Raw genomic sequence first — 23,826 nt, forward strand, 5'->3', positions numbered from 1 at the left:
CTCACCGGCCGGTCACCGGCTGCCGCTCACCGGCCGTGAGCCGCCAGGAACTCCGCCCCCACCGGCGTCGGGTCGAACGCCCCCACGGGCCACGTGTGACCACCGCCCTCGACCCGCACGAACGAGACCTCGGTGCCGCCTGCGCAGCCCGCCGACGTGAACCGGGTCACCCCCGGCCCGTCGCCCTGCGTCGTCGGAGGCGGGCAACCGTCGAGATCACGCCAGCGCTGCGCCAGCGCCGGTGCGGCCTCGATGACGCTGGGCCCACCCCGCCCGACCATGGGCCCACCGTCGAACGGCACCACGGGGTCGGCGGTGCCGTGCACCTGCAGCACCGACACCGGTTGCGACGGCGCGCACGGCACACCCGTCCCGAGGGTCGCCGCGACCGGCACCACGGCCGAGAACACGTCGGCCCGCTGACACGCCAGCCGGTTCACCATGAACCCACCCGCCGACATCCCCGTGGCGAACACCCGACGTCGGTCGATGCCGTATTCGGTGGCGAGCTGATCCACCAACGTCACCAGGAATCCGACGTCGTCGACGCCTTGGCGGTCCGGGGTGGACGCGCCGCGCCCGTCGGCCCAGCTGAGGTCGATGCCGTCGGGGTAGGCGACCGCCAGGCCGAGGCGGTCGGCGACGCCGTCGTATCCGGTGGCCGCCTGCTGCTGCCCCCCGTTCATCCCGGCACCGTGCAGGTTCAGCACCAGCCCGGTGGGCGGGCCGGGTGGTAGGTGCAGGACGTACGTCCGTTCCAGCCCGCCGAACCGAAGCGCCCGTGGCACCTGTGCCTGCGCCTCGGGCACGGCCGTCGCCGCCTGACTCGCCACCGTCACACCCACCAGTACCGCGGTCACCGCCGCCACCCACCTCACGTCCGCACAGTATCCAGATCCAGGCGAACGGGCGGTGAATCGGCGATGCAGTCACCACCCCGACCGCGCGTCTGGGCGAACATCGAGGCACATCCGTCGGCCAGGTGGCTTGCAGCAAATTTGACGCAGATTCCGCGTAACCTCGTCGAGCGGAGCTAACGAGGCTTCCAGCTCATCCGATGCTGCCGATCGCAGACTTCTCGTACGCGAAGGGTCGCAGATAGCAACGCGCCCCGTTACGCTGTGCCGTACGGGGGGAAGGGGCCTTCATGGCTGAACATGGAAGTCACGGCGTGACGCGATACCGGGTGGGCCGACACGGGGTGGGCACCGACGACGACGCCGTCCTACGCGCATTGCTCGAGGCGGTGCATCGGGCGGTGGCGATATCGCTGCACGGTCCCGGGCGGGCGGTGGCATTCGGCACCGACGGTTCGGTGTCCACCGCGTTGCGCTGACGCGGCGACGCCGGGGCAGACTCGATGCGTGGGAGGACGCGAGCAGGCACGCCCCGACGACGAGTCGTCGACGTTTCTCGACGTCATCGTCGGGATCGGCTCCGATCTCGACCTCGACGCCACGCTGGACCGCATCGTCACCGCGGCCATCCAGCTGACCGGGGCCGACTACGGCGCCCTGGCCGTGCGCGGCGTCGACCGGGTGATGCTGTCGTTCATCCACCACGGCGTGGCGCCGGAGGCGGCCGCGCGCATCGGTCACCTCCCGGTGGGCAAGGGCATCCTGGGCGTTCCGCTCGAACACGTGCCCGCACTGCGGCTCGCCGACCTCGCCGACCACCCGGCCGCGGCGGGCTTCCCTCCGCAGCACCCGCCGATGCACGCGTTCCTCGGCGTCCCGATCGACGTGCGGGGCACCGTCTTCGGCAGCCTGTACCTCACCCACGGCAGCCCGGGGGTGACCTTCGACGAGGCCGACGAGGTTGCCGCGCGCACGCTCGCGTCGGCGGCGGCGGTCGCCATCGACAACGCCCAGCTGTTCGAACGGGTCCGGACCTCGGCGCGCTGGGCCGACGCCGGCAGGGAGCTGACGACGGCGCTGCTGTCGGGAACCGTGACCGATCCGCTGCGGCTGGTGGCCGAACGCGCCAGCGATCTGCTGGGCGCGCACCGGGCGGTGGTCCTGCTTCCCGACGGTGAACCCGCGACGCACGTCGTCCTGGCGGCCCAGGCGGGCGCCCCGGCCGGCGACGGCGTGGGCAGCCGAATCCCGATCGACCTCCTCTTCGACGACGACGCCACGGCCAGGGACGTCCTGGAGTCCACGGCGCCGCTGCTGACCGACGGCTTCGCCGATGGTGGCGCGACCGACACCGGCCAGGCGCTCGTCCTGCCCCTGCGCACCCCCACCGCCAGCCTCGGTGTCCTCGTGCTCAGCCGAGCCGCCGACGGCAGCCGGTTCGGCGCCGACCTCCTCGACCTGGCGGCAGACTTCGGCCAGCACGCCGCGCTCGCCCTGGACCTCGCCGCCGCCCGTGACCGGGAGAGCGCGCTCACCGTGCTCGCCGATCGCGAACGCATCGCGCACGACCTGCACGATCACGTGATCCAGCGGCTGTTCGCGGCCGGACTGGACCTGCAGGGCACCATCGCCCGATCGCAGGCGCCGGAGATCGATCAGCGGCTCAGCCGCACCCTCGACGATCTCCAGTCGATCGTCGAGACCATCAGGTCGACGATCTTCGACCTGCGGCCGCCGGCCGGCCGGCCGGACCTCCGCGCCCGGTTGTCCCGGGTGGTCACCGACCTGGTGGCCGATCACGGCATCGCCACGACCGTGCGCGTCTCCGGGCCGACCGACGGGCTCACCGATCAGGTGGCCGAACACGCCGAGGCCGTCGTGACCGAGGCCGTCAGCAACGTGCTGCGCCACGCGCATGCGACCCGGCTGACGGTGACGGCGACGGTCGCCGACGACGTGGTCCTGGAGGTGCGTGACGACGGCGTGGGCATCCCCGCCGACAACGTGCGGCGCAGCGGGCTGGCCAACATGGCCCGACGCGCCGAGTTGCTCGGCGGCCGCTGCACCGTCGGCACCGCCACCGAGACCACCAACGCGACCGCCACCGAGACCGCCACCGAGGCAGGCACCGGCACGTGCGTGCGCTGGACGGTGCCACTGCGCTGAGCGCGGCGCTCAGTCGGCGTATTCGAGGTCGGCACCGAAACCGAACAGTCGCCCGGTGATTCGCGTCGGAACGATGCGGACGTAGCGCAGCTTGGGGGTCGACGTCCAGGGCAGCACGTGAGCGGCCTCGGCGCGAGCGATGTCCGCCTGGGTCTCCACGACCTCGGCCCGGCCCTGCACCACCACGCTCCAGCCCCTGGCGACGTCGTGGTCGTCGGCCTCGAATGCCACCAGGGCGTTGACCACCACGCTCGCGAGCTTCGTACCCTCGGCGGTGCGGATCACGATCGTGCGGTCCTGGACGGCGTAGTTCACCGGGAACACGTCGGGTTGCCCGTCGACGCTGACGGCGAGCCGGCCGAGTGAACCCCCGGCGAGGCGGTCCCAGCTGTCGGACTCACTCAGTTCGCCGTAACCGCTCATGCAGCGAGAATGCTCGGGAAGTGCCCGGCCGACCAGGGTCGGCGGCAGTCGGCCGCGAAGGACCAAAGTCCCTCCCGCGGGGGGCCTTCGGCCCGTGTCTGCGACTGTCGGTAACGCTTACCTTGAGATCATGACCTACGTGATCGGCTCTGCGTGCATCGACGTCATGGACAAGGGGTGCGTGGCGGAGTGCCCCGCCGACTGCATCTACGAGGGCGCCCGTTCGATGTACATCAACCCCGACGAGTGCGTCGACTGCGGTGCGTGCAGCATCGCGTGCCGGGTCGACGCCATCTACTACGAGACCGACCTGCCCGACGAGGACTCAGAACACCTCGCCGACAACGCCGCGTTCTTCCGCGACCCACTGCCCGGCCGCACGGTACCGCTGGGCATGCCCGGCGGCGCCCGCGCGCTGGGCCCCGTCGGCGTGGACACCCCGCTGGTGGCCGCGATGGCGCCCAACACCACCGCCGCCCACTGATGCCGACCGTGACCGGCATTCCCGTGGCCGCGGTCGAGGACGCCGTCCAGATCGCCTGTCGCGCACCGTCGTACCACAACAGTCAACCGTGGCGATGGGTCTGCTCGGGGGGCGCGCTGCACCTGTTCGTCGACACCGATCGCCTGGTCGCCACCGACCATGCCGGACGCCAGGCGTTGATCAGCTGCGGCGCTGCCCTGCACCACGTGCGCGTGGCGCTGGCGAGTAGCGGATCGACGGTCACGGTCGACTACGTCCCGGACCCGACCGACGCGCGGCACGTCGCCACCGTCCGGTGGACGATGCACGGCGACGCCGCACCCGTCGACCTCCGGCTCGCCGACGCCATCGTGGCCAGGCGCACCGACCGACTGCCGTTGGCCGCGCCACCGGACTGGCCGGCGCTCGAGGCCGCCCTGCGCAGCGCGGTGGGCGATCTGGCCCTCGTCGACACCGTGGCCGACGACGACCTACCCATGCTCGTCGAGGCCTCCGCCCTCACCGAGTCGCTGCGCCTCTACGACTCGGCCTACCACGCCGAGATGAGTTGGTGGACCGCGCCGTTCGAGGTGTCCGACGGCATCCCCCGTAGCGCCCTGGTGTCGGCCGCCGAGAGCGACCGCGTGGCGATCGGCCGCACCTTCCCGGTGATCAGCCACCGCGAGCGGCGCCCGCAGATCGGCGAGGACCGCGCCGCCGTGCTGGTGCTGTCGGTGGCCGACGACACCCGTGAGGCCCTGCTGGCCTGTGGCGAGGCGCTGTCGGCCGTGCTGCTCGAGGCCACCGCCGCGGGACTGTCCACCGGGACGCTGTCACACCTCACCGAGATCGAGGCGAGCCGCGACGTCGTCAGGACGCTCACCGGCAGGCGGCACCCGCAGGTGTTGGTGCGCATCGGGCTCGCCCCGGTGTTGGACGACGTCCCGCCGCCGACGCCCCGCAGGCCGCTGGCCGATGTCCTCGTGTTCGCGCCACAATGACTCATGCCCGGACTCATGCCCACACTCGTGCCCAAACTCGTGCCGAAGGTCACGGTGTTCCTGGTGGACGACCACGAAGTGGTGCGGCGCGGCTTGATCGACCTGCTCGGCGACGACCCCGACCTCGAGGTCGTCGGTGAGGCGGGCTCCGTGGGCGAGGCCCTGGCGCAGATCCCGCAGGCCGCACCGGACGTCGCCGTCCTCGACGTCCGACTCCCCGACGGCAACGGCATCGAGCTGTGCCGGGAGTTGCTGGCGCGCATGCCCGGCCTGCGGTGTCTGATGCTGACGTCGTTCACCTCCGACGAGGCGATGATCGACGCCATCCTCGCCGGCGCAAGCGGATACGTGGTCAAGGACATCCGCGGCCTGGAGTTGGCCAGGGCCATCAAGGACGTCGGTGCGGGCCGCTCCCTGCTCGACAGCCGCGCCACCGCCGCACTGATGGCCTCGCTGCGCAAGTCCGCCGAGCACACCGACCCCCTCGCCGATCTCACCGACCAGGAACGCGTCCTGCTCGGACTGATCGGCGAAGGCCTCACCAACAAGCAGATCGCCGAGCGCATGTTCCTGGCCGAGAAGACCGTGAAGAACTACGTGTCCCGCGTGCTGGCGAAGCTCGGAATGCAGCGCCGCACCCAGGCCGCGGTGTTCGCGTCGAAGCTCGGACAACCACGACCGGCAGAGTAACCTCGGCCACCATGGTGACCACGCAGACCACGTTCCGACGCCTCGTCGCCGCGGGGGCACTGGCGCTCGCGGCGCTGGGCGTACCCGCCGCACTCGCCCACGGCGTGGCGTCCGCCCCGCTCGCGGAGTGCAGTTCCGGCGAGGAGATGGACGTGTTCACCACCAACTGCACGCCGTTCCTGGTGCCGAATTCGCCCGGCGGGTTCACCACCGACGCCGCCAACCCCGACATCCCCGAGATCGACGGCGTGCCCTGCACCGGTCGCGACAGCGGCGCCTGCATCGGCCTGTCCGAGGATCAGGCCGGGCCGCAACCGGTTCCCCGCTCGACCATCAGCTCCAGCCCGTAGCGGTAGGGCCTGTTAGTGGCTCGGTAGGGCCGTCAGCGTGCGGTCGGCTGGTTCTGCGTGATGCAGTGGATGCCGCCGCCGCGTCCGAAGAGCGGGCGGGCGTCGACCGTCGCGACCGTGCGGCCCGGGTACTGCTCGGCGAGGATCGCGGCGGCCTCCGCATCGCGCCGCTCGCCGAACCCGCACGCGATCACGCCGCCGTTGACCACCACGTGGTTGATGTAGCTGTAGTCGACGAAACCCTCGTCGTCACGCAGAGTCTCCGGTGCCGGCATCTCGACGATCTCCCACGGGCGCCCGGCCGCGTCGTGGCTGTCCTCCAGCACGGCACGGATCTCCTTGCACACCTGATGATCCGGGTGTGCAGCATCCTGCTGCGCATGCAGCAGCAGCCGGCCGGGCGAGGTGATGGCGGCGACGATGTCGACGTGCCCGCGCGTGCCGTACCGCTGCGAGTCGCGCGTCAGGCCGCGGGGCAGCCAGATGACGTGCGTGGCGCCGATGGTCCTGGCCAGCTCGGCCTCCACGTCGGCGTGCGTCAGGCTCGGATTGCGCCCGGGATCCAGTTGCACGGTCTCGGTCACCAGCACGGTGCCCTCACCGTCGACCTGGATGCCACCGCCCTCGTTGACCATCGCCGACGCCACGACGGGAACCCCGGCGAAGCCGGCCACGGCGGCCCCGATCTTCTCGTCGTGATCCCACCTCGCCCAGTCCTGGGCACCCCAGCCGTTGAACACCCAGTCGACCGCAGCCACCGAGCCGTCCGCCGCATGCACGAACGTCGGACCCATGTCGCGCATCCACGCATCGTTCAACGGCGCCTCCACCACGTCGACGTCCGCCGACAGGTAACGCGCCGCGGCATCCCGCTCCTGGGGGTCCACCACGACGGTGACCGGCTGGAACTCCGCGACCGCGTGCGCCACGGCCGCCCACGTCGTCCGCGCCTCGTGCGCGTCGGCCTCGGTGTCCCCCAGGGAGTAGCCGGTCACGGGAAACGCCATCCAGACCCTGTCCTGCGGGCCCGTCTCACTCGGCATCCGGTACGTCGTCGGCGATTCGTCGGTCACCACTGGCCCTCTCGTCGTGTGCCCCAGCATCTCGGCCCAGCATCTCGGCCCCCAGCATCGTAGTGTCGCCCCGTCGACGGCACCAGCATGGTGAGCAGGGGCTGCGAGCCGACCAGACGGTGACGCCCCATGCGCATCGCCGATGTCTCCGACCTTCGCCAATATCTCTGCCGGACAACGTCTTCCACGACGCCGCCGCCGCAGACGACAAACGGGGGCGTCCGGCAGCGCCTCCCGCGGGCGGCTCCTCTCGGCGGCAACGAGGCCGTTTCGGTTTCGCACCCGGTCCTGCCGCGATAGTGTCTGGCAGTGACCAGCTCTCGGACGAACTCCAGGCTCCTCGCCGTCGCCGCGTCGGCTCTCGTCATCCTCGGCATGGCCGGGTGCGCCCCTCCCGAGAAGAAGGACTCCGGCGGGCAAACTCAGTCCGGTGTGAACGCCAGGGAGGCCACCTCGGCCGCCGACTTCGGCGGCATGGACGGCCTGGTCGAGGCCGCCAAGGCCGAGGGCGAACTCAATGTCATTGCGTTGCCGCCGGATTGGGCGAACTACAAGGCGATCATCGACACGTTCTCCGACAAGTACGGCATCAAGGTCAACTCCGCCCAACCCGACGCCAACAGTCAGGACGAGATCAACGCGGCCAACCAGCAGAAGGGCAAGAGCACCGCACCCGACGTCTTCGACCTCGGGCAGGCCATCGCGCTGGCCAACACCGCCATGTTCGCGCCGTACAAGGTCGCCACGTTCGACAGCATCCCGGCCCAGTTCAAGGACCCCAACGGCACCTGGGTCAACGACTACGGCGGCTACAGCTCCATCGGTTACGACTCGGCCAAGGTTCCGGAGATCACCGCCTTCAACGATCTGCTCAAGCCCGAGTTCCAGGGCAAGGTGGCCCTCAACGGCGATCCCACGACCGCCAGCGCCGCGGCCAACGGCGTGCTGATGGCGTCGATCGCCAACGGCGGATCCGTCGACGACATCGCCCCCGGCGTCGACTTCTTCGTCCGACTCAAGCAGGCGGGCAACTTCCTGCCCGTCGACCCGACGCCGGCCACCATCGAGTCCGGTCAGACCCCCGTCGTCATCGACTGGGACTACCTCAACTCCGCCGAGACCAAGAAGATCCCGACGTGGAAGGTGTTCGTTCCCCAGAACGCCCTCGTCGGTGGCTACTACTTCCAGGCGATCAACAAGGAGGGCCCGCACCCCGCGGCAGCGCGGTTGTGGCAGGAGTTCCTCTACAGCGACGAAGGACAGAACCTCTACCTGAAGGGTCTGGCGCGACCCGTGCGCGCCGACGCCATGGAGCAGGCGGGCACCGTCGACAAGGACGCGCTCGCGGCGCTGCCCAAGGTCACGGGCACGCCGGTGGTGCCCACCGACGCCCAGAGCAAGGCGATGGCCGAGTACCTCGGCGCCAACTGGTCGAAGGTGATCAGCTGATCCGGACACCCTGAGCGGTCAGCTCGGCCTGCACTGCGTCGACGGCGACGTCGTCCAGTGCACGGCCGGTGCGCACCGACAGCGCAGCCGCGACGCCGGCCCCCTGGCCGGTGACGGCGCAACACGACATGTTGCGCGTCGCGGCGTGCGCGATGCGGTCGCCGCCGGTGGCGCGCCCCGCGACGACGAGGTTGCGCACCGCCTTCGGCAGCAGCGAGCGGTACGGGATCTGCATGTAGCGACCGGTGGTCGGCAGGACCAGCACGCCGTAGCCGTCGATGAACTCCGGGTAGATGCCGATGCTGTCGTCGAACCGCCCCTGCTCGCGCACGTCGGCTTCGGTGAGGTTGTAGACGGCGTCGATCTTGCGGGTGTCGCGGATGCCGATCGTCATGCCGAAGTTGCGCAGCCGCGCCGACTCGCACCCGGGGGTGTAGCGCCGCAAGGCCTCGATCGCCAGCATCGCCTGGCGACGACCCTCGATCTCGTAGCGTGTCAGGCTGTCGGGATCGGTGCCGTCGCACCCCGACAGGTGGACCAGGTTCATGTACGTCAGCTCGCCGGTGTCGTGCATGGCGCCCCAGGTGCCGCCGATGGTGTTGAGGTGCGCCGGCAGCAACCCGTCGGCGATGGCCTTGGCGAAGGGCTTGCCGAGGTACGGCGAGAACATGTCGGCGTCCTTCTCGGCGGTCTCCTCCGCCGCGAATTCCCCCGCCGCCCAATCACGATAGGTCTGCGGGTCCTCGGCGACCCCCTTGAGGAACGCGGCCTTGTCGACGCCGGCGAGGTGGAACATCACCGACGCGGCCATCATGTCCTCGACCGGGGTGCGGTGCACGGGCGCCCCGGCGCGGGTGGCGACGTCGGCGTCACCGGTCGCGTCGACGACCCGGTCGGCCAGGATGGCCTCACGGCCCGCCTTCGACTCGGTGACGATGCCGATGATCGTGTCACCGTCCATCAGGGGCGCCACGAACTGCCGGTGCAGCATCGCGTGGACACCCGCTTTCTCCACCAGTTCGTCGGCGACGAGCTTGAAGCCCTCGGAATCCAATTCGTAAGACAGTGACTGGCTTTCGGGCACCGCGGCGCCCATCTCCTTGGCACGCTGCTCGAACTCCCAGCCGATCCCACCCGCCTCGACGGTCTGCTCGTGCCGGTACCAGGCGAAGCCCTCGACGCCGACGGCGGTGATGTTGCCGCCGAAGCACCCGAACCGCTCCACCAGCGCCACGCGCACCCCCGACCGCGCGGCGGCCAGCGCGGCGGCCAGGCCGCCCGGACCGGACCCGACCACCACCACGTCGGTCTCGTGGATGACGTCGATCTGGCGACTGGGTTCGGTGATGGTGCGGGGGCGTACCGGCATGAGGCCAGATCCTATCCGGTCACGCGACACTCGCCACCTTGCACGACGACGCCGAAAACTCCGTCACCGCAACGCAGGACGGCTGCGACGCATCAGAGTTCGACGGCTGTTCACCTGGCCGAAAGCGGGGCGCGTCGGGCGGCAGCAGCGGGACCAGCCGGGCACCGCTGACACCGGTCAGCAACGCCACCAGCTGGGCGGGCACGTTGGTCGCCGCGTAGAGCCCGCCGAACACGATCTGTGCGGGCAACGCCAGCAGCGTCGGCAGACCCGCCATCAGGTCGTTGCCGAACGTGAACACGTAGTACGGGATGGAGGCGAAGATGGTGCGCGCACCCAATGCCACCTGCGTGCCGATGTCGGGGTAGCCGTTCTGCGCGATCGCCGTCCGCAGGGCCTGCACCAGGTCGTCGGGTAGCACGTCCCCGGCCCCCAGCGTGGTCAACGAGACGCCGTCGGATCCCGCGCGGGGTGTCCCGCCGAACAGCTGCATCACGGTCGGCGTGGTGTCGACGATCTGGTAGCGCTGGTTGACGTAGCCGTCCTTGAAGCCCGGCCCGTCGGCGATGACGAACGTCGCGGTCTCGTCGGGCGATTGAAAGCCGTGCCCGAACCCCTGCTGCGGTTGGTGACCGTGGTCGGTGACCACCAGGATGGTCCAGTCCTCGTCGAACTGCTCCTCGCGAGTCCGCACCGCCGCCATGATGTCGCCGAGGTTGTCGTCCATGTTGCGGATGGCATCCCGGTACTGCTGCGAGCTGCCGCCGTACATGTGCCCGTTCTCGTCGACGCCGACGAAGTAGGAGAACAGGAAGTTGGGGGTCTGCGCACCGGAGCCGATGGCGGCGACCGTCGACTGCGCGACGGCGTCGTCGGTGGCCAGCCAGTTGGTGTCCCCCGCCACCTGCGGGACGAACACGTTGCGGTCCACGGGTTTCGAGCCGGCGGCCGCGATCGCGTTGATGACGTCCCAGTTGGCGACGGTCATGGTCTCGATGTCGGGGTTCATGGTCTCGAGCTGGTTGAACACCGTGGGCCACCGGTCGTAGGTCCACGGTGTGAACACGTTGTTGATCACGCCGGTGCGCTCTCCCCAGACGCCGGTGAGGATCGTCGACCAGGACGGGTTGGAGATCGTGGTGTGCCCGACGATGCTCGCCGCCGCGGTGGTGCTGGTGTTCAGCAGCGTGAAGAAGTTCTGGTTGTAGTCGTCGGCGAGGATGCGGCCGAGGTTGGTGCCGTCGATGCCGATCACCAGCACGCGCTGGGTGGTCGGGTCGACGTCTTGGGGCGGCGGCACCAGCGCGGCGACCGGGCGTGCGGCGGCAACGGTCGTGCGCGGGAACAGGATTCGCTCGAACTCGGTGCGTACTGCGGAGAGTACGGCCGTCAGGATGGGAAATTGGAGCGGTGATCCGGGTGCGGGATGGAGGATCGGGTGCAGCACGGCGGCCACGAAATCGGTGACGAGGCCCACCAGGGTCTTGGGGGTCGGGGGTGGCGACGTGACGGCGGCGGCCGCGAGCGTGCTGGTGCGCGGCGCCCGCTCCCCCACCGCGGCCGTCCGGATGGAGGGGATGGCGGCCGGACCCGTCGCGGCCGGTGCGGGTTCGGGCGGGGTGACCGCGGCGGTCGACGAGGCCGTGTCCGGATTGGTCGGCTCCGGGTCGGTTGCCCGCGGCGTGGTGGGTGGGATGGCGGGCCGTGCGGTGGGCGGGATGGTGGGCCGTGCGGTGGGCGGGGTGGCGGGCCATGCGGTGGACTGGGCGCGGGTCTCGGCGGTGGTCTTGCTCCGGCTCGGCGAGGTCTGCGGCGCTGCGGAGTCGTTCGCGGCCGGGGTGGTCGGCTCGGTATCGGACGGCTCGGTGTCGGACGGGTCGGTATCGGACGGGTCGGCGTCGGACGGGTCGGCGGTGTGAGTCTTGAGGCGGCCGACCGGCTTCGGCGCCGAACGCGCGTTCGCCGCACGCTCCCGACCGGTGATGCCCGTCGCGCTGCTGGTGGGCTTCGACGACGCTGGCCGTTTCGGGGACCCGGTGCCGTCGGACCCGGTGCCGTCAGAAGAGGCGGACGACGACGGCGAATCGTCGTTGGGGTCCGCGTAGGCGACCCCCGTGGCCAGTGACATCCCCGCGCCGATGCCGACACCCAGGGCCACCGCCAACGCTCCGACGCGGCCCACCGCTGCCGCACCGCCCATGTCGACCCCTCTCGCTCACCCGCGTGCGAAAACTAACGCGCGCGCAGGTTCCTGGCAGCCGATTGACGTCATTCGCATGAGTTCGGGAGTCCACCCCGACACGACGGTTCACCCCGACACGACGGTAGCCCCCATCTCCCAGGGGCCTCATTCACTCCTACGGGCACTGCTCCGTCTCGATCCGTACGACACCGAATTCAACTGGAGTGCCGGACGAAAACGTGGCGCCGGGAGGCGGGTTCGATGTGCAGACCTGCCAATTACGATCCATTACCTGCGCCCTGCCCTGACCAGTGAGGTCAGTCGATGTGCTGTAGAACGCCGGATTTTGCGTCACGGACTGAACCGCGTCTTGGGCAGCCTGCAGATCACGGCCAATCAAATTCGGCATCGTCCACGACGTCGACTCCGGCACGGCCGCTGCGGGGGCCGACGAACCCGGAGCAGGACCCGCGATAGCGCTGGTCGGCTGCGTGACCGTGACGGTCTGCGCCGGCGGCGCCGCCGGGCTGGAACAAGCCGCAACAGTTGCGGCCGACGCCACAACCCCCATGATTAGTTTTGAAGTTCTCCCCATTCGCTGGAGTGTAATCAGCAACTCCGCAGCGAAGACGCAGAATTTGGACCACTTTCCTTCAGAAAAGCGGCGAGCGCGTATCGAGGTCAGAGCCCATGTCATTTGTCCCTCGCGCCGAAAAAAAGAAGCCCCCATTTCTGGGGGCTTCTCCCTGGTGTTTCTCGTGGAGCCGCCGGGAATCGAACCCGGGTCCAACGGCATTCCCTCGAGGCTTCTCCGTGCGCAGTTCGCTATGCCTCTACTCGGATCTCCCGATCACGCGAACGAGTCGAGATGACGATCCCAGTCGCTGTTTGATGTCCCCACGGGTTCCGCGACCGAACCCGTGGGTGGGTCCCTCTAGCTGATGCCAGGGTCCGGGCCGAGGGCGCTCCCGGTCTGACAGACACACCGTCGCTTAGGCAGCGAGGGCGTAGTCGCGCTGATTGGAATCGGCGCTTAATTGGTTGCAACGACGCTCACGGTGGTCGGTTGCCTGCACCGGCACGCTTCCCTTGATTCGATGCGCGATGTCGAAACCGTTCGGCCCCTCGCATCCCCGCCGACCATCGGCAGGACCACTCATTGTAGCGGTCGGTTCAGCAATCGCCAGCCGGTTTTCATTCCCCGTCCGGGTGGCGCCCGGTGCCGGGGCGGGGCGAGCGCATCCCGTCCACCATCGGCGCCGGCCTGCCGAAGCGATACCCCTGCGCCAGCCGCGCGCCCGCGGCGAAGATGGTGGCCGCCTGCGACGTGGTCTCGATGCCCTCCACGATCACGTCGACGCGCAGGTCCTCGCACAACCCGATGACCGACCGGTACAGCGCGGCATCGCGGTGCGGTTCAATGCCGACGGTCAGCGACCGGTCGAGCTTGACCAGGTCGACGGGCAGCGCGTGCAGATAGGTCAACGACGAGTACCCGGCGCCGAAGTCGTCGAGGGCCACCCGCACGCCCGTCGCCTGCAGTCGGCGGATCGCCGCGGCACCGGCCGCCAGGTCCACGATGGGAACCGACTCGGTGATCTCGAGCACCAGCTGCTCCGGGCGCACCCCGTGCCGCGCGAGCACCTCCCCGACCGCCGCCTCGAACTCCCGGCTGCCGAGGCGCGCGGCACCCACGTTCACGTGGAACGGCAACGTGATGCCCGCCGCCACGATCTCCCCGCACACCGTGTCCAGGACCAGCTCGTCGAACTCGGCGCCCAGGCCCGCCGCCTCGGCGTCGGCCACGAACGTCTCGGGCGAGACCACGGTGCCGTTGGGTGCGGTCCACCTGGCCAGGGCCTCCACGGCCGCCGGCGCCACCTCGGGCAGTCTGACCACGGGCTGGTAGACCACGTGGAAGCCCGCGGGCGCGCCACCGCGGGCCCGGCGCAGCGCGGTCGGGAAGTCCATGCCCGCCACGGCGGACTGCCGGTACCGCACCGCCGAATCCTTGCCCTGGCGCTTGCCCGCGTACATCGCGTTGTCGGCGCGGCGCAGCAGTTCGTCCGACGACAGCGGCGGATCGTCGGGGTCGAGCGTGACCAGCCCCATGCTGGCGTGCACCCGCACCGTCTGGCCGTGCACGGCGATCGGCGCCCGCAGCGCGGCGCGGTACCGGTCGGCGTACGACTCGGGCGGCTCCACCCCGTCGCCGGAGCCGCCCTCGAGACCGCCCTCGAGACCGCCCTCGACCAGGATGCCGAACTCGTCGCCCCCGATCCGCGCCACGGTGTCGGTCTCGCGGGCGCACCCCGTCAGCCGCTGCGCCACCGTCTGCAGCAGGCCGTCACCCGCGGCGTGACCGTACTGGTCGTTGACGTCCTTGAAGTCGTCGAGGTCCAGGTAGATCACCACGAACGGGCGGCCGCCGTCCAAGGCGGCATCCAGTCGCTGGGCGAACGTCATGCGATTCGGCAGCCCGGTGAGCGAGTCGTGGCTGATCTGGTAGACCAGCCGGCGCTGACCGGCGAGAACCCGCCCCAGCAGCGCGCGGTTCTCCTGGACGGTGGCGATCTGCCGCAGCACCAGCAGGGCCACGATCGTGACGCTCAACAACGTCTGAACCAAGTCGACGCGTTCGCCCGCCCACACGTGGAAGCACATCAGCACGCCGATGCCCAGCGCCCCGACGTAGGGCAGCAGCAGCTGCGACCACGTCATGATGCGGCCGCTGCGGAAGTCCGACCCCGGCGGCCCGGGCCGCAGCGGCAGCACGGCGAACGCCACCATCAAGGGCGCCACGACGAAACCGATGCGCGCCCACGCCCGGGCGTCGTCGACCCCGATGGCGCTGAGATAGGCGACGAGCCGATCCGACGTGATCAGCGTGACGACGCCCCCGGCGAACAGCAGGAAGCTCAGCCGATGGCGGCGGCCCGCCCCGTAGGCGATGCCGAACGCCGCGGCCACCACCACGACGACCAGGCCGAGCGCGGCGTACGCCGGGGACTCCGGCCGCCCGCCCGGGACCGGCACCACCGCGTCCCGGCGGGAACTCAACTCCGACGACCACACCAACACCGCGAACGACGCCGCCGCGACGAGGGCGTCGACCAGCAGCACGAGCACCGAGTGCGGGCTCCACGTCGCCGGGGTCTCGGACTGCGCGCGGCCATAGCCGTCCCACACCAGCACCAGCAGCGCCGCCAACGCGAAGATCAGGAACGCGTAGTGCCAGACCGCCGCCGCCGGGGCGGGCTCGGTGATCCCGCCACCCGCGTGCTGCCACCAGATGGCCTGTCCCGTCAGCCAACTGCAGATGGCCGCCGCCGCGAGCAGCCGCCACGTGCGCGGCGGACCCGAGAGCCGCCAGGCCGACACCACCGCGCAGGCGATGGCTCCCACGCAGACGACGGCCTGAAGCCCGGCCTCCATGTATCGCCAGAAGGCGGGATCCCCGACGAGTTCCAACGCATTCACGACGCCGAGGGCCGTGACCACCGCAAATAGACCGAGGCGTAAGTAAGAACCCGGAACGGTCGCGACCCTCGCGACCAGGCGACGGCCCATGGCGCGGCACTTTACCTGGTAGACGGTAACGCTGCGTGCACGGTCGGCTCACCGGACGCCTGCGTCGCCCACCGGCGGGTACGCGCACCCCGGCACCGTCAGCGACCGCCAGCGGTCAGCGCATCCCCTTGGCCCGGCGGCCCAGCTCCCGGGTGATCTCGCGCGTCGCATCGCGCTTGGCGATGTCCTGCCGCTTGTCGTGCGCCTGCTTGCCGCGGGCGAGCGCCAACTCCACCTTGACCTTGCCGCCCGTGAAGTACAGCGACAGCGGGACCAGCGTCAGGTTGCCGTCGCGGATCTTGCCGGTGAGGTTGTCGATCTGCTTGCGGTGCAACAGCAGTTTGCGGTTGCGGCGCGTCGCGTGGTTGGTCCACGTGCCGTGCGAGTACTCCGGGATGTGCAGGTTGCGCAGCCAGATCTCGCCGTCGTCGACGGTGGCGAAGGCGTCCGCCAGCGACGCCGTGCCGTCGCGCAGACTCTTCACCTCGGTGCCCATCAGCGCGACGCCGGCCTCGAAGGTCTCGAGGATGGCGTAGTCGTGCCGGGCCTTGCGATTGGTCGCGACGACCTTGTTGTTCGCCTTCTCGTCCGCCTTGGCCGCCGCGGGCGACTTGTTCTTCGACATGGCTATCGCCGCACGTACAGCCGCAGCGTGGCGTACGCCGTGATGCCGGCCATCACCACGCCCACGAACAGCAGGATCGGCGAGATGTAGAGGATGTCGGCGTAGTCGATGCGGGCGATGAGGTTCGCGTCGTAGAACTGGTTGAGCGCGTTCTCCAGGAACAGCGCCCGCACGGTGACGAGCCCGAGGATGGCGATCACCACGCCGATGAACGCCGCGAGCATCGCCTCGACCAGGAACGGCAGCTGCGTGTACCACCGGCTGGCGCCCACCAGGCGCATGATCCCCACCTCCGTCCGCCGGGTGTACGCCGCGACTTGGACCATGTTGGCGATCAGCAGGATCGCACCGATCGCCTGCACCAGCGCCACCGCGAACGCCGCGTTGCTCAACCCGTCGAGCACCGCGAACAACCGGTCCACCAGATCCTTCTGGTTGAGCACGTTGAGGACGCCGGGCTGGCCCACCATGGCCTCGTCGAAGCCGGCGTGCTTCTCCGGGTCGTCGAGCTTGACGATGAACGACGCCGGGAAGGCATCGCGACCCGCGACGTCCTTGTACTGCGGGAACTTCGTGATCGCATCGTCGTAGGCCTGGTCGCGGTTGAGGAACCGCACCGAGCGCACGTCGTCGCGTTCCTCGATCTGCGTGCGCAGCGCCTTGCACGGATTGGCATCGCACGTCGGGTCGTTGGCCGACACGTCGTTGGTGAGGAACACCTGGCTCTCCACCCGGTCCAGGTAGATCGCCTTGGAGCTGTCGGCGAGCCGCACGACCAGCAGACCACCGCCGAACAGGCCGATCGAGATGGCGGTCGTCAAGATCATGGCGACCGTCATCGTGACGTTGCGACGAAATCCCGTGAGGACCTCGTTGATGAGAAAGCCGAAGCGCACCTAGCGATCCATTCCGTAGACACCGCGCTGTTCGTCGCGGATCAGACGTCCGAGTTCGAGTTCGATCACCCGCTGGCGCATCGAGTCGACGATGTGATGGTCGTGCGTCGCCATCAGGACCGTGGTTCCCGTGCGGTTGATCCGCTCCAGGAGGTCCATGATGTCCTTGCTCGTCTCCGGGTCCAAATTGCCCGTGGGCTCGTCGGCCAGCAGCACCAGTGGCCGGTTGACGAAGGCCCTGGCGATGGCGACGCGCTGCTGCTCGCCACCGGACAGCTCGTTGGGGAGCCGGTTGGCCTTGCCCGACAGCCCGACCATCTCGAGCACGTCGGGGACGACGCGGTTGATCACGTCGGACCGCTTGCCGATGACCTCGAGGGCGAACGCCACGTTCTCGAACACCGTCTTCTGCTGGAGCAGGCGGAAGTCCTGGAACACGCAGCCCAACACCTGCCGCAGGCTCGGGATGTGCCGGTTGGCCAGCTTGTTGACGTGGAACTTCGACACCCGGATGTCGCCGTGGGTCGGGTGTTCCTCGGCCAGCAGCAGGCGCATGAACGTCGACTTGCCCGATCCCGAAGGACCGATGAGGAACACGAACTCACCCTTGTCGATCTTGAGCGACACGTTGTCCAGGGCTGGGCGGGCCGAGGACTTGTACTGCTTGCTCACGTGGTCGAGGGTGATCATCACGGCACGCCAGTGTAGCCGGGTGCGGCGCGCGAGCCGACCTACCGCTGCGGCGCAGGCGCCGGTGCAGGCGTCGGTGCGGGAAGGCCCGGCAGCGTGGGCAGCGGGAACGGCAGGCCCGGCAGCAGCGGCGGCGCCGTGGTGGTCGGCGTACCCGTGATGGTCGTCGGCGGCAGCGGACCCGGCCCGTCGGGGTCGACGACCGTCGTCGGCACCTGGTCGGGTCCCACCGACGTCGCACTGGTCGGCGTCTCCGGCGTCGTCGACGGCTCGGTGGTCGTGGGTGTCGTCGTGGTCGTCGTGGTCGTGGTCTCGGTGGGCCGCGCCGTGCGCGTCGGCTCGGCGACGTTGGTGCGCGGCACCCAGGTGTACTCCGGATCCGGGACGAACCCGGGGGGCACCACGGCCGTCTCGGGCGGCAGCGGCGGCGCCGGCGGCGGCTGGTAGGTCTGATACAGCCACGACGTCACACAGAAGGCCACGATCAGGCCGAACGTCGACGTCCGCATCCGGCCCCAAAAGATGTAGTTCGGCCAGCCCCGGTCGTCACCTTCGCGGCGCAGGGTGAACTTCTTCACGACTGCTGCTCCCGTCCCTGCGGCGTCGGGTCGGGGCGCACCGAGGAGAGCGGATGCGAGATGGTCTCGACCTTCGGCCCCTCCTTGTGGTTGGTGGCGATGCCTGCCGTGGTGAGCGCGGCGATGATGCGGATCCGCAGCCGCCGACCCACCTCGAACTGCTTGCCCGGCAGGGTGCGGGCCACCATCCGCAGGTTCACGGTGTCCAGCTCGATCGACTCCACGCCCATCAGCTGCGGTGTGTCGAGCAGCAGCGCACTGAGGTGCTTGTCCTCCATGGCGTGCTGGCCCACCTCGTGGAGCACCTCGTTGACGCGGTTGAGGTCGGCGCTCGCGGGCACCGGGATGTCGACGACGGCGCGGGCCCAGTCCTTCGACATGTTCAGTGACCGGACGATGTTGCCGTTGGGGACCGTGAACACCTCGCCCTCACTGGTCCGCAGCTTCGTGACCCGCAACGTCACCTCTTCGACCGTGCCCTCGGCGGGGTCGGTGGCGCCGATCATGCTCAGCTGCACGAGGTCGCCGAAGCCGTACTGGCGCTCGGTGATGATGAAGAACCCCGCCAGCAGGTCCTGGACGAGTTTCTGCGCGCCGAAGCCCAACGCCGCACCGAGGACCGCCGCCGGCGCCACCAGTGAGCCCACCGGAATGTCGATGACGTCGGTGATCTCGACGGCGACCATGACGAACACGATGACGATGGACACCCACGAGATCACCGATGCCACGGCCTGCCGGTGCTTGGCGCTCTCACTGCGGACCAGTTGATCGCTGGCCTGGTACTCGGCGTCGATGCGACGCGTCACCTTGCGCGCCACCCAGTTGATGAACCGCGCGATGAGCAGAGCGGTGATGATCAGCAGCACGATCCGCAGGCCGCGCGTGATGATCCATTCACCGATCTCGCCGCGCCAGAAGTCGTGCCAGCGCTGGCTCCAGTCGAAGGCCAGAAGGCTAGTCGTCGTCATCTTTCCTATTGCGCCAGCGGATGCCGGCCTCGATGAGCCCGTCGATGTCGCCGTCGAGGACGGCGGACGGGTTGCCGGTCTCGTACTCGGTACGCAGGTCCTTCACCATCTGGTACGGCTGCAGCACGTACGACCGCATCTGGTTGCCCCAGGAACTTCCGCCGTCCCCCTTGAGGGCGTCCATCTCGGCGCGCTCCTCCTGGCGTTTGCGTTCCAGCAGCCTGGCCTGCAGCACGCGCATCGCCGCCACCTTGTTCTGGAGCTGCGACTTCTCGTTCTGGCAGGTGACGACGATGCCGGTCGGGATGTGGGTGAGCCGGACGGCCGAGTCCGTGGTGTTCACCGACTGGCCGCCGGGCCCGCTGGACCGGTAGACGTCGACGCGCAGGTCGCCCTCGGGGATCTCGATGTGGTCGGTGGTCTCCACCACCGGCAGCACCTCGACGTCGGCGAACGACGTCTGGCGCCGGCTCTGGTTGTCGAACGGGCTGATGCGCACCAGCCGGTGGGTGCCCTGCTCGACCGACAGCGTGCCGTAGGCGAACGGCGCGTGCACCGCGAACGTCGCGCTCTTGATGCCCGCCTCCTCGGCGTAGGACGTGTCGAACACCTCCACCGGGTAGTCGTGCTTCTCGGCCCACCGGATGTACATCCGCATCAGCATCTCGGCCCAGTCGGCGGCGTCGACACCGCCGGCGCCCGAACGGATGGTGACCACCGCTTCGCGCTCGTCGTACTCGCCCGACAGCAGCGTGCGCACCTCCATCTGCTCGATGTCCTCGCGCAGCTTCTCGCGTTCGGCGTCGGCCTCGGCGAAGGCCGCCTCACCGGCGGCACCCTCCTCTTCGGCGGCGAGTTCGAACAGCACGGGCAGATCGTCGACGCGCTGGCGCAGCTCCTCGACCTTGCGCAGCTCGCCCTGCGCGTGTGACAGCTCGCTGGTCACCTTCTGGGCGCGCGACTGATCGTCCCAGAGCTTGGGGTCGGAGGCCTCCTGCTCGAGCTTCTCGATGCGGCCGCGCAGCCCGTCGACGTCGAGCACCCGCTCCACGGTGGTGAGCGTGGTGTCGAGGGCGGCGATGTCTGCTTGACGGTCGGGATCCACGGAGAATCAGCGTACCGACAGTCCCGCACGGTCATGGACGGTCCCGGACCGTTCCGGCATTCGCTTCGCTCGTTCCGCCCGCGACACCCGCCATCGCGTTAGAGTCGGCCGTGTAACCAGCTCGGCTGCGACGCGACAGCCCCCTTTGCGCGCCGCCGGGCACGGGGATACGGCAAGCCCTCGACCCGATGCTGCGGGCCGTGGGCAAGGCTTTGGAGAAAGCTGGAATATGCGCCCTCTTCACGTGGCGATCGTCGGTTCGGGACCCTCGGGTTACTTCGCGGCGGCCGCGTTGTTCAAGTACGCCGACGCCGCCGCAGCCGGCGGGCAGCCCGCGCGCGACGTCCGCGTCGACATGATCGAGATGCTGCCGACGCCGTGGGGTCTGGTGCGGTCGGGGGTGGCCCCCGACCATCCGAAGATCAAGTCGATCAGCGCCCAGTTCGAGAAGACCTCGGCGGATCCGCGCTTCCGGTTCTTCGGCAACGTCGAGGTGGGAAACCACGTCCAGGCCGACGAACTCGCGCAGCGCTACGACGCGGTGATCTACGCCATCGGGGCGCAGGCCGACCGCGCCCTCGGCATTCCCGGCGAGGAGTTGCCGGGCAGCGTGGCCGCCGTCGACTTCGTCGGCTGGTACAACGCGCATCCGCACTTCGAGCAGATGATGCCCGACGTGTCGTCGGGCCGCGCCGTCGTGATCGGCAACGGCAACGTGGCGCTGGACGTCGCGCGCATCCTGGTCAGCGATCCAGACCTGTTGGCCGCCACCGACATCGCCGATCACGCGCTCGACTCGCTGCGCACTCGCGGCGTGGAGGAGGTGGTGGTGGTCGGCAGGCGCGGGCCGCTGCAGGCGCCCTTCACCACGCTGGAACTGCGCGAACTCGGTGACCTCGAGGCGATGGCCGACGTCGACGTGGTGGTGGACCCCGCCGACTTCGCCGACATCACCGACGCCGACCTGGAGGCCGCTACCAAGACCGTGCGGCAGAACGTCAAGGTGTTGCGCGGGTACGCCGAACGCGGTTCACGCAATGCCAAGCGGCGCATCGTGTTCCGCTTCCACACCTCCCCCATCGAGATCAAGGGCGACGATCGGGTGTCGTCGATCGTGCTGGGCCGCAACGAACTCGTCGCCGAGGGCGGCCGCGTCGTCGCCAAGGACACCGGTGCGCGCGAGGAACTGCCCGCGCAGCTCGTGGTGCGCGCCGTCGGCTACCGGGGGGTGCCCACGCCGGGGCTGCCGTTCGACGAACGCTCGGGCACGATCCCGCACACCGGCGGGCGCATCGACGGCACGCGCAACGCCTACGTCGTCGGCTGGATCAAGCGCGGCCCGTCGGGGGTGATCGGCAGCAACAAGAAGGACTCGCAGGACACCGTCGACACCCTCGTGGCCGACCTCGCGGCGGCCGAGCCCGCCGACTTCGGCCCCGACCACGACCAGCAGATCGCCGCATGGCTGCTCGAGCGGCAACCCAAGGTCGTCACCGGCGAGCACTGGCGGCTCATCGACGAACACGAGCGCACCACCGGCGAGGGTTCGGGGCGGCCCAGGGTGAAACTGACCAGCGTGGCCGAGCTGTTGCGCATCGGGCACGGCTAGCGCGACGGCGGGGTCAGCGCCGTCATCGCGGTCACCGCCGTCCCACCTTGATGCCGCAGCGCAGCCGCAGCAGCCAGCGCAGCAGCACGATCGCCGCGGCGCCGACCACCAGCAGGCTCGCCATGTCGAATCCCCACCAGAAGGCGGAGTGGGTCCAGAGGAGATCCACCGCGGGGGCGAGGGCGTCGATCGAGTTCAGGTCGACGACCGATGCCGACGCGGCGAACCCCCACCGCGCGGGCAGCAGCCATGACAGCTGATCGAAGCCGACCCTGCCCGTGATGGGGATCATGCCGCCGGAGAAGACGATCGACACCATGATCGCCACGACGAGCATGGGCAGGATCTGCTCGTTCGACTTCGCCAGTGACGACAGCACCAACCCGATCAGCATCGAGGCCACCGCCGTGACGGCCAGGGTGAGGTAGAGCTCGAGGACCGGTTGGCCCAGCATCACGAAGCCTTGGGTCGGTCCACCCCTGCCGACGACGACGATGGCGGTCACCAGGGCCATCTGGACGCAGACGATGACGCCGTAGACGGCGGCCTTGGCCGCGAGGTACGCCGACGCCGACAGGCACACGGCCCGCTCGCGATGGAAGATCATGCGCTCCCCGACCAGGTCTCGGATCGTGAGCGCGGTGCCGAGGAACACCGCGGCGATGTTCAGCAGGATCAAGATCTGATTCGGCTCGTTGGGCGTGGTGTCGCCGACGTCCGGGCGACCGAGGCCGACGTCGCCGGGTACCACCAGGGAGAGGGCTCCCAGCACGAACGGCATGGCGACCAGGTAGGCCGCGTACCCCCGGTCGGACGCGATGAGCCGGAACTGGCGGCGGACCAGCGTGTGGAACTGGCGGCGCCGGGCGCGGCGCCGCGACGGCGCGGGCGGCGTCCGGGCAGGCGCCGGGTCGGCGGGCTGGGGCACCGCGTGCCGCTGGCGGTAGGCGCGGTGGGCGCCCACGGGATTGGCCGTCACCCACGCGAAGATGTCGGCCCAGTCGGTGATGCCGAGGGTGGGTCCGATGCGATCCGGGGAGCCGACGAACGCCGTCCGGCCCCCCGGCGTCAGCAGTACCGCCTGGTCGCACATGCTCAGGTTCGACAGCGAGTGGGTGACCACCACGACCACGCGGCCCGCGTCGGCCAACCTGCGCAGCAGGCCCATGACGTGGCGGTCCAGGGCGGGATCCAGGCCGGACGTGGGCTCGTCGAGGATGAGCAGCGACGGACCGGTGAGCAGTTCCATCGCGATCGACGCGCGCTTGCGCTGACCGCCGGACAGGCGGTCGACGCGCTGGTGGCGGTGCTCGGTGAGTTCGAGTTCGTCGAGCACCCGGGCGACGGCGTCGCGCCGCTGCGCGAGGGTGGCCGTGGTCGGCAGGCGCAATTCCGCGGCGAAGGTCAACGCCTGCTCGACGGTGAGCTGCTGGTGGACCACGTCCTCCTGGGGCACCAGGCCGATCGCGGACCGCATGGTCGGGTAGTTGCCGTGCACGCAGTGACCGTCGAAGCACACCGTGCCGCTCGTCGGTCCGACGATGCCGCTGAGCAGCTTGACCAGGGTGGTCTTGCCCGCACCCGAGGGGCCGATCACCGCGGTCAGCGTGCCGGGGCGGGCGCGGAACGAGACGTCGGCGACCAGGGTCTTGCGGTCGACGCGCACGCCGAGGTCGCGGACCTGCAGCCCCCGGTCGGCGTCGTGCTCCTCGGCGGGGCCGGCGGGCCGCCGCTCGGCCCGACCGGCGGCGTCGACGGC

Annotated in this window: 21 protein-coding genes and 1 other RNA gene; 8 read left to right on the top strand and 14 right to left on the bottom strand. The window is 69.9% G+C overall.

The window, feature by feature from the left end; all coding sequences use genetic code 11:
* Positions 1–26: 26 nt before the first annotated feature.
* Positions 27–878, bottom strand: a complete 852-nt coding sequence (locus AC30CM_RS14110) for an extracellular catalytic domain type 1 short-chain-length polyhydroxyalkanoate depolymerase (protein ID WP_490117511.1) — start codon at positions 876–878, stop codon at positions 27–29.
* Positions 879–1,147: 269 nt separating this feature from the next.
* Between AC30CM_RS14110 and AC30CM_RS14115 the strand changes: the two genes are divergently transcribed.
* Entirely contained in the window at positions 1,148–1,336 is a 189-nt protein-coding gene (locus AC30CM_RS14115) for a hypothetical protein (RefSeq protein WP_490117512.1), read from the top strand.
* Positions 1,337–1,364: 28 nt separating this feature from the next.
* Positions 1,365–3,023 carry a sensor histidine kinase gene (locus AC30CM_RS14120; protein ID WP_490117513.1) on the top strand — a complete coding sequence of 553 codons (1,659 nt, stop codon included), beginning with the start codon at positions 1,365–1,367 and terminating at the stop codon, positions 3,021–3,023.
* A 9-nt stretch (positions 3,024–3,032) separates the two neighbouring features.
* Here AC30CM_RS14120 and AC30CM_RS14125 read toward each other — a convergent pair whose 3' ends face one another.
* Complete coding sequence (locus tag AC30CM_RS14125) at positions 3,033–3,446, bottom strand: pyridoxamine 5'-phosphate oxidase family protein (protein ID WP_490117514.1); 414 nt, start codon at positions 3,444–3,446, stop codon at positions 3,033–3,035.
* A gap of 130 nt (positions 3,447–3,576) precedes the next feature.
* Here AC30CM_RS14125 and fdxA point away from each other — a divergent pair, with 130 nt between their 5' ends.
* Genes fdxA through AC30CM_RS14145 form a run of 4 tightly spaced genes read left to right on the top strand, consistent with a single transcriptional unit; the run spans position 3,577 to position 5,950 of the window.
* Positions 3,577–3,930, top strand: coding sequence for a ferredoxin (gene fdxA, locus AC30CM_RS14130; RefSeq protein ID WP_490117515.1), 354 nt, complete (start codon positions 3,577–3,579; stop codon positions 3,928–3,930).
* Positions 3,930–4,910 (top strand): Acg family FMN-binding oxidoreductase, encoded by a 981-nt coding sequence (locus tag AC30CM_RS14135; protein WP_490117516.1) that lies wholly within the window; start codon positions 3,930–3,932, stop codon positions 4,908–4,910. Before fdxA ends, AC30CM_RS14135 begins: the two co-directional genes overlap by 1 nt.
* 15 nt (positions 4,911–4,925) lie before the next feature.
* Positions 4,926–5,600: a response regulator gene (locus AC30CM_RS14140; protein WP_490117517.1), complete on the top strand. Its 675-nt coding sequence runs from the start codon at positions 4,926–4,928 to the stop codon at positions 5,598–5,600.
* Between the two features lie 11 nt (positions 5,601–5,611).
* Positions 5,612–5,950, top strand: coding sequence for an intersectin-EH binding protein Ibp1 (locus tag AC30CM_RS14145; RefSeq protein WP_490117518.1), 339 nt, complete (start codon positions 5,612–5,614; stop codon positions 5,948–5,950).
* A 32-nt stretch (positions 5,951–5,982) separates the two neighbouring features.
* On the opposite strand, the gene AC30CM_RS14150 is transcribed toward AC30CM_RS14145, so the two are convergent.
* Positions 5,983–6,993 (bottom strand): agmatine deiminase family protein, encoded by a 1,011-nt coding sequence (locus tag AC30CM_RS14150; RefSeq protein ID WP_490117531.1) that lies wholly within the window; start codon positions 6,991–6,993, stop codon positions 5,983–5,985.
* A gap of 405 nt (positions 6,994–7,398) precedes the next feature.
* Between AC30CM_RS14150 and AC30CM_RS14155 the strand changes: the two genes are divergently transcribed.
* Positions 7,399–8,472 carry an ABC transporter substrate-binding protein gene (locus tag AC30CM_RS14155; protein WP_490117532.1) on the top strand — a complete coding sequence of 358 codons (1,074 nt, stop codon included), beginning with the start codon at positions 7,399–7,401 and terminating at the stop codon, positions 8,470–8,472.
* On the opposite strand, the gene AC30CM_RS14160 is transcribed toward AC30CM_RS14155, so the two are convergent.
* From AC30CM_RS14160 to prfB, 10 genes are all read right to left on the bottom strand, one after another.
* The gene (locus AC30CM_RS14160; protein WP_490117519.1) at positions 8,465–9,841 is read right to left on the bottom strand and encodes an FAD-dependent oxidoreductase; all 1,377 of its coding nucleotides are present in this window, start codon (positions 9,839–9,841) and stop codon (positions 8,465–8,467) included. The genes AC30CM_RS14155 and AC30CM_RS14160 overlap by 8 nt on opposite strands.
* A 19-nt stretch (positions 9,842–9,860) precedes the next feature.
* On the bottom strand, positions 9,861–12,041 hold the full coding sequence (locus tag AC30CM_RS14165; protein ID WP_490117520.1) for an alkaline phosphatase family protein: 2,181 nt from the start codon (positions 12,039–12,041) through the stop codon (positions 9,861–9,863).
* Positions 12,042–12,779: 738 nt separating this feature from the next.
* Positions 12,780–13,148, bottom strand: a transfer-messenger RNA (tmRNA) gene (gene ssrA / locus AC30CM_RS14170).
* A 69-nt stretch (positions 13,149–13,217) separates the two neighbouring features.
* Positions 13,218–15,524: a putative bifunctional diguanylate cyclase/phosphodiesterase gene (locus tag AC30CM_RS14175; protein WP_490117521.1), complete on the bottom strand. Its 2,307-nt coding sequence runs from the start codon at positions 15,522–15,524 to the stop codon at positions 13,218–13,220.
* A gap of 184 nt (positions 15,525–15,708) precedes the next feature.
* The gene (smpB, locus tag AC30CM_RS14180) at positions 15,709–16,218 is read right to left on the bottom strand and encodes an SsrA-binding protein SmpB (protein WP_490117522.1); all 510 of its coding nucleotides are present in this window, start codon (positions 16,216–16,218) and stop codon (positions 15,709–15,711) included.
* 2 nt (positions 16,219–16,220) lie between these two features.
* On the bottom strand, positions 16,221–17,114 hold the full coding sequence (ftsX, locus tag AC30CM_RS14185; RefSeq protein WP_490117523.1) for a permease-like cell division protein FtsX: 894 nt from the start codon (positions 17,112–17,114) through the stop codon (positions 16,221–16,223).
* A complete protein-coding gene (gene ftsE, locus AC30CM_RS14190; protein WP_490117533.1) occupies positions 17,115–17,804 on the bottom strand; it encodes a cell division ATP-binding protein FtsE in 690 nt (229 codons plus the stop codon).
* Positions 17,805–17,845: 41 nt separating this feature from the next.
* Positions 17,846–18,382: an Rv3103c family proline-rich protein gene (locus tag AC30CM_RS14195; protein ID WP_490117524.1), complete on the bottom strand. Its 537-nt coding sequence runs from the start codon at positions 18,380–18,382 to the stop codon at positions 17,846–17,848.
* A complete protein-coding gene (locus AC30CM_RS14200; protein WP_490117525.1) occupies positions 18,379–19,353 on the bottom strand; it encodes a mechanosensitive ion channel family protein in 975 nt (324 codons plus the stop codon). The genes AC30CM_RS14195 and AC30CM_RS14200 overlap by 4 nt, the downstream gene beginning before the upstream one ends.
* Positions 19,340–20,458 (bottom strand): peptide chain release factor 2, encoded by a 1,119-nt coding sequence (gene prfB, locus AC30CM_RS14205; RefSeq protein WP_490117526.1) that lies wholly within the window; start codon positions 20,456–20,458, stop codon positions 19,340–19,342. Before prfB ends, AC30CM_RS14200 begins: the two co-directional genes overlap by 14 nt.
* A gap of 229 nt (positions 20,459–20,687) precedes the next feature.
* On the opposite strand from prfB, the gene AC30CM_RS14210 reads away from it, so the two are divergent.
* Complete coding sequence (locus AC30CM_RS14210) at positions 20,688–22,067, top strand: FAD-dependent oxidoreductase (protein ID WP_490117527.1); 1,380 nt, start codon at positions 20,688–20,690, stop codon at positions 22,065–22,067.
* A gap of 31 nt (positions 22,068–22,098) precedes the next feature.
* On the opposite strand, the gene AC30CM_RS14215 is transcribed toward AC30CM_RS14210, so the two are convergent.
* Positions 22,099–23,826: ABC transporter ATP-binding protein/permease (locus tag AC30CM_RS14215; RefSeq protein WP_490117528.1), on the bottom strand; the 1,728-nt coding region annotated here is incomplete at its 5' end.

Source organism: Mycobacterium sp. DHQP2018-32-09 (assembly GCF_058148405.1).